The organism is Photorhabdus sp. RM71S, from assembly GCF_042879355.1.
Classification (GTDB): Bacteria; Pseudomonadota; Gammaproteobacteria; order Enterobacterales; family Enterobacteriaceae; genus Photorhabdus; species Photorhabdus kayaii.
Genome location: NZ_JBHFKV010000006.1, coordinates 149,425 through 163,071 on the forward strand (window position 1 = coordinate 149,425; position 13,647 = coordinate 163,071).

8 protein-coding genes are annotated in these 13,647 nt (G+C 42.9%); 4 read left to right on the forward strand and 4 right to left on the reverse strand.

The window, feature by feature from the left end; translation table 11 throughout:
• Positions 1-2 precede the first annotated feature (2 nt).
• The 4 genes from dppD to ACGF5R_RS05690 all read left to right on the forward strand — a co-directional run bounded on the left by dppD (position 3) and on the right by ACGF5R_RS05690 (position 4,600).
• Positions 3-983, forward strand: coding sequence for a dipeptide ABC transporter ATP-binding protein (gene dppD / locus ACGF5R_RS05675; RefSeq protein ID WP_011144700.1), 981 nt, complete (start codon positions 3-5; stop codon positions 981-983).
• Complete coding sequence (gene dppF / locus ACGF5R_RS05680; protein ID WP_112878596.1) at positions 980-1,999, forward strand: dipeptide ABC transporter ATP-binding subunit DppF; 1,020 nt, start codon at positions 980-982, stop codon at positions 1,997-1,999. The genes dppD and dppF overlap by 4 nt, the downstream gene beginning before the upstream one ends.
• 224 nt (positions 2,000-2,223) lie before the next feature.
• Positions 2,224-2,931 (forward strand): HAMP domain-containing protein, encoded by a 708-nt coding sequence (locus ACGF5R_RS05685; RefSeq protein WP_112878595.1) that lies wholly within the window; start codon positions 2,224-2,226, stop codon positions 2,929-2,931.
• 178 nt (positions 2,932-3,109) lie between these two features.
• Positions 3,110-4,600 carry an insulinase family protein gene (locus ACGF5R_RS05690; protein ID WP_112878594.1) on the forward strand — a complete coding sequence of 497 codons (1,491 nt, stop codon included), beginning with the start codon at positions 3,110-3,112 and terminating at the stop codon, positions 4,598-4,600.
• Positions 4,601-4,642: 42 nt separating this feature from the next.
• Here ACGF5R_RS05690 and ACGF5R_RS05695 read toward each other — a convergent pair whose 3' ends face one another.
• From ACGF5R_RS05695 to ACGF5R_RS05710, 4 genes are all read right to left on the reverse strand, one after another.
• Positions 4,643-4,849, reverse strand: coding sequence for a 2-hydroxymuconate tautomerase family protein (locus ACGF5R_RS05695; protein ID WP_049584069.1), 207 nt, complete (start codon positions 4,847-4,849; stop codon positions 4,643-4,645).
• A 55-nt stretch (positions 4,850-4,904) separates the two neighbouring features.
• On the reverse strand, positions 4,905-5,897 hold the full coding sequence (gene yhjD, locus ACGF5R_RS05700) for an inner membrane protein YhjD (RefSeq protein ID WP_112878593.1): 993 nt from the start codon (positions 5,895-5,897) through the stop codon (positions 4,905-4,907).
• Positions 5,898-7,286: 1,389 nt separating this feature from the next.
• Positions 7,287-11,729: a hemagglutinin repeat-containing protein gene (locus tag ACGF5R_RS05705; RefSeq protein ID WP_387690048.1), complete on the reverse strand. Its 4,443-nt coding sequence runs from the start codon at positions 11,727-11,729 to the stop codon at positions 7,287-7,289.
• Between the two features lie 65 nt (positions 11,730-11,794).
• The gene (locus ACGF5R_RS05710) at positions 11,795-13,462 is read right to left on the reverse strand and encodes a ShlB/FhaC/HecB family hemolysin secretion/activation protein (protein ID WP_387690050.1); all 1,668 of its coding nucleotides are present in this window, start codon (positions 13,460-13,462) and stop codon (positions 11,795-11,797) included.
• Positions 13,463-13,647: the final 185 nt, after the last annotated feature.

The window sequence follows — 13,647 nt, forward strand, 5'->3', positions numbered from 1 at the left end:
AAATGGCACTGTTAAATGTAGAAAAATTATCGGTTCACTTCGGAGACGAAGAGGCACCATTCCGCGCTGTTGATCGCATCAGTTACCGGGTGGAGCAAGGGCAGGTTGTCGGGATTGTTGGAGAATCTGGTTCAGGTAAATCGGTCAGTTCATTGGCTGTAATGGGATTGATTGATTATCCGGGTAGAGTGATGGCTGACAAGCTGGAATTTAACCAGCGTGATCTGACCAAAATTTCCGAACAAGAACGTCGCCAACTGGTTGGTGCGGAAGTGGCAATGATCTTCCAAGATCCGATGACCAGTTTGAATCCCTGTTATACCGTTGGGTTTCAGATTATGGAAGCGCTGAAAGTGCATCAAGGCGGCAATCGTCGTACTCGCCGCCAGCGGGCGATTGATCTATTGACTTTGGTCGGTATCCCGGATCCTGCATCGCGTCTGGATGTGTATCCGCACCAATTATCGGGTGGTATGAGCCAACGGGTCATGATCGCAATGGCGATTGCTTGCCGGCCAAAATTACTGATTGCTGATGAACCGACAACCGCTTTAGATGTCACCATTCAGGCGCAGGTTATTGAACTGTTGTTGGAGTTGCAACAACGGGAAAATATGGCGCTAATATTAATCACCCATGACCTGGCATTGGTTGCAGAAGCCGCTCATCATATTATCGTGATGTATGCCGGGCAGGTGGTGGAATCCGCCAAGGCATCGGAAATCTTCCGGGCACCACGTCATCCGTATACTCAGGCGTTGCTCCGGGCATTACCTGAATTTGCTACGGATAAATCCCGTCTTGCTTCTTTACCGGGTGTTGTGCCGGGGAAATATGACCGGCCTATCGGGTGTTTACTGAATCCACGTTGTCCATATGCAAATGACCATTGTCGTCAGGTGGAACCGGAATTAAGAACGGTGGGAGAACGTCAGGTGAAATGCCATATACCGTTGGATGATGCGGGGAGGCCGACAGTATGAGTGAGTACCTTTATCCGGCGCAGCAAGTATCCACTGTGCCGTTATTAAAAGCGACAGATCTGAAAAAATATTATCCGATTAAAGGGGGGCTCTTTTCACCTGCTAGAACGGTAAAAGCGTTGGATGGGGTCTCTTTCGAATTGGAAAAGGGAAAAACGCTGGCAGTTGTTGGTGAATCGGGGTGTGGTAAATCCACGCTGGGGCGATTGCTGACGATGATTGAAAAGCCAACCGACGGGGAGCTTTATTATCAGGGGCAAGATCTGCTGGTACCCAATAAAGATTCTGAAAAGCTACGTCGTCAGAAAATCCAGATTGTGTTTCAGAATCCTTATGGTTCACTTAATCCGCGTAAGAAAGTTGGGCAGATCCTGGAAGAACCTCTGCGGATCAATACCAAGTTGAACGCACAGGAACGTAAAGAGAAAGTGTTGCAGATGATGGAAAAAGTGGGGCTAAAAACCGAACACTACAGCCGTTATCCGCACATGTTCTCCGGTGGTCAACGCCAACGGATTGCGATTGCTCGTGGCCTAATGTTGGACCCGGATGTGGTGATTGCGGATGAACCGGTTTCTGCGTTGGATGTCTCGGTGCGGGCGCAGGTGTTGAACCTGATGATGGACTTACAACAAGAGTTGGGACTCTCTTATGTCTTTATTTCCCATGACTTGTCTGTGGTTGAACATATCGCTGATGAAGTGATGGTGATGTACCTCGGTCGTTGTGTGGAAAAAGGCCGTAAGGAGATGATTTTCAGTCATCCACGTCACCCCTATACACAGGCATTATTATCAGCAACGCCAAGGCTGAATCCTGAATTACGCCGTGAACGGATAAAATTGACCGGCGAATTACCAAGCCCAATGAATCCACCGCCCGGTTGTGCATTTGCCGCTCGTTGTCGCCGGGCACTTAGCATTTGTACTCAGTTTCAGCCAAAATTGAATCAATATAGTGATCAACTGATTGCCTGTTTTGCGGTTGATCAGGATGAAAATGTTGCGGTGGAATAATTGGTTGGCAATTATTCAATAAAACATCTTTGGTGATAATGGGTTAGCCATTATCACCATTTAAATATTTACTTATATTTCTGATAGCCACCAAAGGCAATTATTTCAGAAAAATAACGACTTGGATAAGTGAAACAGGATCGCTAGCGATAAAATCAAGTATACTCAATTCCATTGATCACGTGTTATAACTGCGATATCCACAGGCATTGGTTTAAGTAAAAATGAAATTGCGCGTCAAACGTTCGTTAACCATTAAACAGATGGCCGCAGTGACCGGCGTCACGCTGGTGACCATTGCTATTTTTATTACGATCCAATTGTGTCATTTTATACAGCAACGTAAAGATGATTATGTCAGCCAGCTTAATAATGCGGCAGCTCAGGTACAGGCACCTTTAACGGAAGCACTACTTAATTCCGATCTCAGTAAAGCAAAAGAGTTGCTGATAGGGCTGCGCACTGTAGGTATTTTAGGACGTGCGGATGTGGTGTTACCGGAGGATATCCGGGTGATACGATTGAGCTTTGCTACCCATCGCTCGATCCCCGAACTGGCTAAACGTGTTTTTGGGATCCCTGTGGAAGTGAGTATTCCTCTTCATGTTTATGGTTCAGTATCGACAGATGCTAAACCGCTAGGGCATCTGATTTTGCAAGTGGATTCCAACCGAGTATATCGTTTTGTCATTAATACGTTGGCGCTGATGCTGACAACTTATTTATTACTGGCCCTTATCCTTACGGTGTCGATAAGCTGGTGTATCAACCGGATTGTTGTGCGCCCATTACGAGACATTGCGCGGGATCTTAATAACGATCAACCATCAGAGCCAATGGCTTGCCCTAAATACCATCAGGATGATGAACTGGGTATGCTGATCAGGGGATATAATCGTCAATTTAATAAACATAAACCTCCGTCATCATGAAACCATTCATGGCGGTTTGAGGTCTAATCCTCAGTTATAATCCTGACAGGATTTCGCCTGCTAAAATTCAGGTTTTTGCTTTTTCTACCGTTATTATTGGTCGAAGGGAACATATTCTGTCATCAATGGTTAAACCTTCGAAGGCTAAAACCAAGGATAGACATTTATAGGGGTTCACATGCAGGGTACGAAAATTCGTTATTTTATTGGTGGGATAATGCTGGCAGTTGCGGGCCAGACGCAGGCAGAAGCCTTGCAGCCTGACCCTGCCTGGAAACAAGGTAAATTGGAAAACGGTTTTAACTGGCAAATTTTGCAGACGCCACAACGTCCTAACGACAGAATACAGTTGCGCCTGGTCGTGAAAACAGGGTCACTGGCGGAGAAAACCCAACAAACGGGTTATACCTGGTTGATTCCGAAAGTCGTGCTCTTTAGTAGCAAAAGCTTATCTTCTACCAAATTAGAGCAGTTATGGGACAGTGCTATTGATCCAAAATACCCGCTGCCTCCAGCTATTGTTTCATATGATTTCACACTCTATAGCTTGAGCTTGCCACATAATCGGTCTGAACTACTAAAAGATGCATTGAACTGGTTGGCTGATGCAGCGGGCAAAGCGGTATTTACACCTGAGACTCTACAACATGCCATGAAAATGGCTGATACATCCGTTGCAACCTATCCTCCAGATATACAAGATCCTGTGTGGCGTAGACGTTTGAAAGGTTCAACGCTGTTAGGGCATGATCCGGCGCAAAACGCGCCTCAGCCTATTGATTTGGAGAAGCTTAAGCAGTTTTACCGGCAATGGTATACCCCTGACATGATGACGTTATACGTTGCGGGCCATGTGGATAGCCGTACTTTGCCGGAGAATATCAGCCAAGCGTTTTCATCATTGAAAGGTAAACGTCATACTCCGGCCACCATTGCAGCGTTATCGCCGATGAAACCGGAGACCATAGGGATTATCAGCGATAAAAAGAAAGAAGATACTTTATCCTTGATTTGGGATCTCAATTGGCAGCCGATTAATGATTCACATGTGCTTAATCACTATTGGATTAGTGATATTGCCCGCGAGGCAATTTATCGCTATCTGCAACTTGGGTTGGAAAGAAAAAATGATAAAGCGTTGAAATTGGGGCTGGATTGTAAAGTCCAGTATCATCGTGCGAGTTGTGCCCTGAATCTCAACACGGCAGCTGGTAATTTAAAACCCGCAATGGAGTATCTGGCGGCTGAATTGGTCACACTACGCGATAAAGGATTGCCGAAGGGGCAGTTTGATGAGCTATATGCGCAAAAACAAGCACAACTCAGCCAGTTGTTTGCCATGTATGCTCATACCAGCACGGATATTCTGATTAATCAGCGCCTTTTGTCCCAACAGAGCAATGTGGTGGATATCGCTCCTGAACAATATCAGCGTTTGAGACAAGCATTTTTAGCTTCATTGACTCCTGAAATGCTTAATCGTGAGTTGAAGCAGATCCTTTCGCAAGAGGTTGCATTTATTCTGATTCAACCGAAAGGGGAAGCGGAGATGGATGTCGACCAGTTAAGAAACAGCTTTAATCAGATTATGTCGCTGACGCCACATAAGGATAAAGTTGACATTCCGGCACAACCACCGATATCTAAGCCTGATGCAAAAGCGTCTTAAAGAGGTAAAAGGGCGGGTAATACCGCCCTTCATCATTGGAGACTACTTTTTAGCTTCAGCTCTAATTTCAGTCACATTCTTACCGCCGATTCCCCAATTATCAGTATCGACTTCATCAATAATGACAAAAGTTGTCGCCGGATTTTTTCCCAATACATCGACCAGTAACTGAGTAGCACCTTCAATTAATTGTTTCTTTTGTTCTGCTGTAGCACCTTCACGGGTAATTCTGATATTAACAAACGGCATAAATAGCTCCTTATTCATTGGGTTATTATTAGCAGATCGCTCTGCCAGGGCACATTTATTCGGTATTTTTATAATTATTATCCGCAGTGGCTATCCAGGCAGCGCAGAACAGCGTTAGGCGGGCAAAAAGATAAAAAAATGTCATCAGGCCGATAACAGAGCCAAATGCGGCGCCAGAAGGGGAATTGGCGAGACGTGGTAACGTCATGGTCATAATATATTTGATCACTTCAAAGCCTATTGCTGCCATTAATGTCCCTCTCAATAATGCTTTACGTTCTGGCTGGTGGCGAGGCAATACCCAGAATAGCCATAGGAAAAGCAGATAATTGGCTGAAATAGAAATGGCCAATCCAATCAGGAACCAGGATGGACGCAGCCATTCAATGCCATCTAATCCTAACATCTTAACAATGGTTGCTTGGGCGGAGCCTGCGATAGAGGTCAGTGATAGCGTGATTACCAGTGCTAATAATAGCCCAATTAGAGAAATAGCATCACGAAGATATTTAAAATAGATCTTCTCGTTATCTTCCTGATTTCGCATCCAGACAGGGTGGAATTGGGCAAGAATGGCCTGACGTAAATTACTGACCCAATTCACACCGGAATACAGCGCAATTGCCAAACCGGTCAATCCCACGGTAGTACGTTGTTTAATTGCCGTATCGACACTATTTTTCAGTGTATTGGCAAGAGTCGGATCACTAATACTGTTGGCGATACCATTAATCAGTTTTGCCAGCAAATCGGGATTAGAGGCCAGAATAAAACCGGCAATGGCGAAAGAGAGCATCAGGATTGGAATAAGTGATAAAAAGGAAAAATACGTTATTGCGGCGCCAAACTGATTACCCATCCGATCATTAAAACGCAGCGTTGCACGGATAAAGTGGGCGATAATAGGAATATTGCGGATATAATTTCCTACTCTGACCGTCAGAGAAATCGCTTTTTTACCGTGGTGAATGCCTTTCTCCAAAGGTGTTCTGGATAACCTTTCCTGCTGATGTTGGGTTGTTTCCTGTTTTTTTGCACGCTTTGGCATGTATAGCCTCAAATAGTTACCTTGTATGAATATGAGCCATCTCATCATGCCATACTTCTACGATATTATTCCGTTGTCAAATCTGGGGCACTTGTCACAGTGATATGCCATCAGCCTAACGAGGAGAGATTTTCCGGACGATAGTCACGGATAAAACTTAATCTTTCATTAATTCTTTCTGAGAAATTAAATAAAAGTGAAATAGCTATTATTCTACAACGTGAAATAGCTAAAGCTGAAAGGGATAAAGTACTGAGTGATAAACATGAGTTTGATGATATTTATTTATCTCAGCCGATTTATAGGCAAATGTATCATATAATATTTACCAATAAATCTAGGGATAAACTCAGTTTCATAACAACGACTTTAGCTTCAGATGATGAATGTTCTATCGGTATAGAAAATATTTATCAAATTTCAAAGGAAATAAAAAAATATTGATGCTGGATTTATTTAAAAGCCGCTTTCATTGTGGCGGCTTATTATTTGACAATTCAAAGTATAAGGCGCACTTGTATTGAGTTGATATCCATATTGGGTGGAATAATTCTTTCTGAATAAGAAATTATTATGTTTTTATTTTACAACAAATAATTAATTTGGTCATTATTCCTTATTCATGCGTAGTGAGTACTCTCTGATTAAACATTTTCATGATTAGGTATATTGATATGCTGATAATCATAAATAAAAACACTTTTAACGAAAAATTATATATAATAATGCTGGGTAAATATGAGATTGATATCCACATTAACATTGAAATAGCTATTAAGATAATTGAAATTAATATTTTGTGTGAGGTTTTTATCTTTTCGTTAGAGTAATTAATATCCTCTGGTTTATATTCGCTTATCAATATATTAAATGCTCTGCTAATATTAACAGATATGCTTATTAACGTAGTAACTAGAATTATTATCATAACGTAATCCACATATCTAAATAATGGATTATTGAGATTAAATACGGTCATAAAAATAATATATGCAATGAATATATTTGAACAAATAATTTCTTTCCTAAATGCTCCTTTTATTCTAATCTGTGACTGACTGCCTATCCCAATAAGGCTATTTTATTTGCCATTTTGAACCTGGGCAGTGCTCAAAATCCTCACGTACTACGTGTACGCTCCGGTTTTTCCGCGCTGTCCGTGTTCAAACTGCTTGCAACAATTACGCCTATTGGAATAGGCATTTATAGTAGTTCTTATGTTCTAAAGTTTGCTTGTAAATTCTAAACATCATTATATTCCCAAGTCATTTGTTGATTTTTTAACATTATAAAAAACCATTAATATGGTCAATGAAAATTATTAAGATATTCGATATGAATGAAAATAAAAAGATCCCTCATTTGAAGGATCTTTTATAAAAGAACAAATTAATCAGGTTTACGATTGATTATTTCGCCATTAATCGTACTACTTTCGGTTTCATTACTATAAGTTTTCACCAAAGGTATTTTGCCGGACAATACACCTTCCTGAACTGCTTTAACTATTCCGCTCACAGAATCAGGTAATGCAACGTTACCGCCTTTACTATTATCATAGCTAGTAACAGATTGTTGTTCCACATTTTGGGTATTAAGAATGACATTGCCTTTCTCGCTACCAATCTGCCCGCCAATCAGATGGGTATTTCCTTTTACATCTAAATTAACCCCTTGATTACCGGAAGTAACTGATTGTTCGCCGATATTTTCCCGATCTTTAATATCAACATTACCTTTGAGTTTTCCTGTAACCCCATTAATCCCTTTAATATTATTAAGACTATTAAATGCAGAGGTTAATCTGTCCTGCCATCCTTTCGGTTGTGGCTCTTCGGTTGGGTTTTTAGATGGATCATCTTTCAATATCTCATCTTTCGACACATCGTCTTTAGGCGAATCATCCTTAGTTGCTTCGTCTTTAGGGATATCGTCACTTTTCACTTTGGATTCTTTCGTGTAGTTAATGCCAGCATCAACACCGGCATTTAACCCATGTTCAGTATCCTTACGGCTTTCAACTCGTAGATCACCACCAATACTGCCTTTTACCTGATCCGCCTCTATTCGTGTTCCGGCAACTGTCGTATCACCGCCGCTGTTGATCACGACATTTTCACCTTTAATATGGCTATTACGTTGGGTTGTTGCTTGCAGGCGATCAATCCCTACTTTGACTTCCCCGCCAAGGCTCTGTTTTGTGGTGGTGGTTGTACTGTCATCTTCCGCTTTCTTGATCGAGCTTGTATTCCCCCCATTGCCTTTCAGGTTAAATTCCCAGCTATCGTTGTTAACGCGGTCCTGAGCAGATACCAGTTCAACATTACCTTGTTTAGCGTTCAAGTCGATTTGCTTACCGGTCACTTGAACACCTTGCAACGTCAAGTTATTGCCCGCACTCAGGTTGACACCTCGCTTACCGCCAATTTCACTTACCTGAGCTGTGGTACTATTTTTGCTATCTGTGTTGTAACCGCCGCCAAGACCGATATGAACATTCTTGCCCTCTGGCGAGTTTCCCCCTTTAGCAGATGCTTCTCCGTTATAACCGGTTGCTGTTTTCGTCGTGCTATTGGTGGCATTATCAAAACGGATATCACCTTTAGCATCTATATTGGCTTTGCCAGCGCCAGTATTCAGAGATGTGCCTTGATATTCAGCGTCCCTTTCGACACGGATATTAATGTCATCCGCGGCGGTAATCCGGCTGGTTACTGCTTCGGTTGTCGCGGTATGGCTGCTTTGTGTGCCGCCTTTGCCTTTACCATTACCGGAGATATCTTCACCGGTGGTGGTATAAACACGTAGGTCAGCATTGCCGCGGGTTTCACTGTGGCTGCTTTCGTGGTGATTCTGTGCTGCTTTACTGTTATGGCTACCGGCAGTCAGTGTAACGTTACCTTTATCAGCACGATATTGAGTACCCTGATCATACAGTTCGCCATTGGTTCTGATAACAATATTGCTGGCCTGAACAGAGGTCACAACTGCTTCGGACTTTTTATCTGTGGTCTGGATGCTACTGCCGTTGGCGGCAATATCCGCGCCGAAATTAGGTGTGCCTTTTTTGGTTAAAGTGCTATCCAGCGCAGACTTAGCGGGTTCTTTAACCACTTTCTCAATTGGTCGAGTAACAGCGCTATAATCGACATTGACGCCAATATCCGTGCCAGCCTGTAGTTTGCGATTGGTATTTGATTCCGTATTCGATACGGCCAGATTGCTTACCTTACCTGCCTCAGCAGTATAAGTGCCATTGACTTTATGGTTCGCCCCTTCCTGAACCAATTCGCCGTTGGTTTTAATGTTCAAATTACCTGCGATTTGAGAACCGGAAACAACGGCAGTCGTACTGGTATGATTGTTATTGTTACCTTCATAGTTACCATGAATACCAGAACCAAATTTATCAACTCCTCCGGTAAGGTAACCCCCAACGTACGTTTTACTCTGAGATTTCTCTTCGGATTTTTTATTATCCGCAGCTAACAGATGAACATTCGCGCCGGTGATCTTAGTATCACCTGTAGTCGTCACCAGATTAGAACCACGCAGGGTGACATCTTTATCAGCATCGATAGTCATGCTATCTCCACTCAACGTGGAAGCTTGCTGTGTTATCGTCTGATTTTTTTGACTGTTACTGGTATGCTCAATACCTATTCCGGCACGATACTGTTTATCCCCCTTTGGTTGGAAGTGGACTTGCGGCTCTAGATAGGTGCTTTGTCTATCAACCTGTTTTTGTTCGCCATAAGAGAGTACCTTGATATTACCGGATGTGTTCAGGCTAAGTGCGCCGGTACTTTGCACCTGGCTGCCAATAATATTGATATCTTCATCACTGAGTAATTTGAGATCTGCTTCAGAAACCAACTCGCTGCCGTGAGATTTCTGTTGCTGGCTATTGGTTCTTTTTGAACCGCTAGTGATGTTGAGTACAGTGCCTGTTCGCTCATCAACTTTGTGATTGATATGACTGACCGCATTATCGATGGTTAATTCGCCACTATTAGCATTTACAAAAGCCCCTTGGACCGCCTTCACTTTGCTGCCGGTAATGGCGATACCCTCATAGCCTGACAGCAATAAACGCCCATTGGCTGTCAATTCAGATGCATGGTTGGTTTCTTTCAACTCACTGTTGTCTTTATTCCCGCCGCCGCCGACACCTCCCCAGTATTTTTTATCATCACGTACAGCCCGGTTATCAGCCGTTTTCTGAACATCGATTTGCAGTTGTTTACCGGCTTCTAATGTCAGATTTTGACCTGCATGGACTTTCGCCCCAAGAATTTCAGCTTGAGTTCCTGCCTTAATATTAAGATTAGTTCCTGCTTGTAATTCACTGGCGATCAAACGCTCGGTCTGTTTACTCTCTTCCCAACTTCCGGTCTGCAATTTAGCCGTGTGATTTTTTTTGTGACCTGTTTCCGAGCTTTTTTCTGTCTCAGTCAGACCGGCAATTTGAATACCTTTTTTCGCTGTAACCGCTAGCTCACCTTTAGCATCTATTTTGCTGCCAAGGATCTTAACGTCACCTTTCGTCGCATTTAAGCTCGCATTTCCTTTGGTTTGGATATTGTTTCCTGCCTGATGCAGTTTTTCACTTTCCTGAGTGACCTCATGGCGCCAGGAATAACCCTGTTGGTTATTAATATTTTTAGTGGATTGCTTTAATTGTTGCCCATCTAAAGTGAGATTAGCACCACTCAGATTCACATCATCACCTACGATATCCGTGGCTGTAATCCGGTTATTACTATTGGCGACTAATGAAATATTTTTGCCTTCAAGCTTAGTACGAGTGAGTGACTGACTGCTTTTACTATCATTGGTATAAGAACCGCTGAAATAGCTTTGGTAATTATTGCTACCATCACGGCTATATGATGATTCGCTGACTTTACCTTTTACCTCAATATCATTACCCAAGAGATCAACATTCCCACCTCGTAGATGTGCTGCTTCTAAATTGAGATTGCCGTGGGAATCAACAATAATCTCATTACTGGCAGTAAGAGTACCTTGTAAATTAACTCCACTGCCTTTTGCGGTATTGAGTAGACGGATACGCCCGGCTTGCATACTCCCCAGATAATAGCTGTCTAGCACACCGGTTAACGCTTGCTGAGAATCAATGAGTTCTCCTGTGGCTGAGGTTTTATTTTCACCACTGATTGCATTAATCTCTTTTTGAGCGGTGACTGGGCCCCGGTTATCAATTTTCGGGGCGATAAGATCAAGGATCGCATTGGCGATTAAACCATCCGATTTAATTTTCAGGCTATTCTGATTGTTAAACGTACTGAAACCTTGCAAATTACCTTGTTCTACCAATGGATTACCCACAACCAGAGAAGCACGGTTAGTATTGATAAAACCACATCCATTACAGGTGATGCCGTTCGGGTTTGCCAGTACATAATCTGCTGCTATACCAAACACCTCCTGCTGACCTAATAACAGGGAAGGGTTCCTGCTGATAACTTCATTCAGAATCAGGCTAGCCGCTTGACCATTCAAATTAGGGTTAGCGGTAAGCTGCCCCGCCAATTGTGATTGCCCTTCCTCTAGCCCATTATTTAGAACGACGCCCATCTGGCCAACGTTGTAATCCAGATATTGGTTATGTGACAGCCCGGAAGAGGAGGGCGTCACGATATTCACAACCGTTGCTTTACCTTCGGCAGCGAAAATATCGGGATGGTGTGCTGGGTCGCCGCCGCCAACGATTTCACTGGCAAAACTGGTAGAACAAGAGACAAGAATGATTGCCATAGAAGCGGCGAGCTTGCCGGTAGGGGATAACCTGAATTTTTTATTTTTCATACATTAATCTCTATCTATTTAGTTATATTATTGTGTGTACAACGTTAGGTACTGCTTAAAGACCATCAAAAGGTGTAAGAAAAACGGACTAGCACCTGAATGGGCTCATCAGATGCTTGGCGATTGGAAAGTAACTTTCCTCGACTGGTTTCTAGATCGAATACCATGCTCTGGTATCTCAGCGTGGCGCCAGAACTGATTCCGGCGCTGCTTTGCCAGCCTTGTGGGCTGCGATATCCTTGAACCCGGCCAATATCAATACCGATACGCATTGATAATGTGCTGTTGGCGAGGGGAAACGTCCGGGACAGTGTATTTTGCAGATACCAGCCGTTATCCCCGGATAGCGTATTTTTGCTAAATCCCCGGACTGCATTCCGATCAGTGATATTCAGCCATTCGACGCCGGGCAGACCGCGGCGGTTGTATTGCCCATAAAACAGGTTATTGAGCTGATAAGGCGAGTTGAACAGCATAAAACGCTGATGTAGATTGACCATCAATTTGCCTTTGGTGAACTGCTTATCGAGATAAGCGGTTCCGGTTTGTGCTCCAAACCAAGACAAACCCTGTTCAACACTCAGATTGAGCGTGATTAATCCGGTTGGAATGATATGTAAATGATTAACACCGAGTTCAAAGACACTCAATGTTTGGCTACTGACACCAATCTTGGCATCGTTGATGTAATTATTGTAATTCTTGTAAGTTAATTGCCCGCTGACACTATTAATCTGAGATTGATTACGATAGAAGGCAAAATCGGAACGCATGCCGATTTGCTGAGTATCACCATAAATCTTTATCGTTCTCATTTGTAAATGGGGATGGCTGGCATATTGGGAATAACTACCGAACCCACTGAATGTTGCTGCGCCATAGGGCACTGAATAAAGCAGAGTATAAGCACGGCTATATCGGTTTGATGGGCTATCTAACGTACTACTGGCATTCAGACTGATGAAATCGGATAAACCAAATGGACTGTCAAAACTGGCATTGGTGCGGACCAACCATTTCCCAGTACTCTTTTGCCCATAATTATCAGTTTTGATATTCAATAACCAAGGCTTATTGCGCTGATTATGCAGTTTAATCACCGAACCGCCATTCACCGCTCCCGGTAAAATATCCAGGGTGGTTTTATTGGACTGTAGCCGGTTAGCCTGATCTAAACCCTGATCGAGTTGTGTGATATTGAGTGGTTGTTTTTCCAGACCGGGAAATAGCATCCTACTATTCACCCAGCGATTACCGCCTTCGATTTTTTCAATAAACCCTTCGATAACGTTTAGCCCTAACTCTCCATCGGTATTAGGCGCAATAAACTGAATACGGGCGGTGATATAGCCTTTACTGATATAAAGCTGAGTCAGTTCGTGGCTGAGCCGATTGATATCATGACTGCTGATACACGCCGGGGACAAAGCGCTGAGCGTACTTAAATCCCGAATTGAGAGCAGAGATATCCCTTTAAGGTAAACGCCGGTTAACGGCAGACATTGCTTAGATTCCGGCAATACCGACGCAGGCGTTGACTCAGGAACAGTATTAGCCTGCTGCTTTAATTGCTGATAGCGGCGTTGTTCTATCAGTTGGTTAATTTCCCTAGAACTATCTTGCAGAGTTCTTCTCGCTTCAGTCATTGGCAGATCATCATTTATCTCTGCTGGTGAGGCGATTATCTGAAAGGAAATACAACCTAATATGAGAATAGATATTCTTTTTATCATTAATTCACCGATAAGGATGATATTTTATTCCATAAAACATAAATATAGGGTGATAGCCTGATAGTAATGACATACATATTGGCTAATTTATTCGTTATTAAAGCACACTCCGGGTTATATCTTGCTCTGATTAGTGGATGACGTTTCTTTTATATCTCGATTTTCTATCAGAAATTTTAATTAGT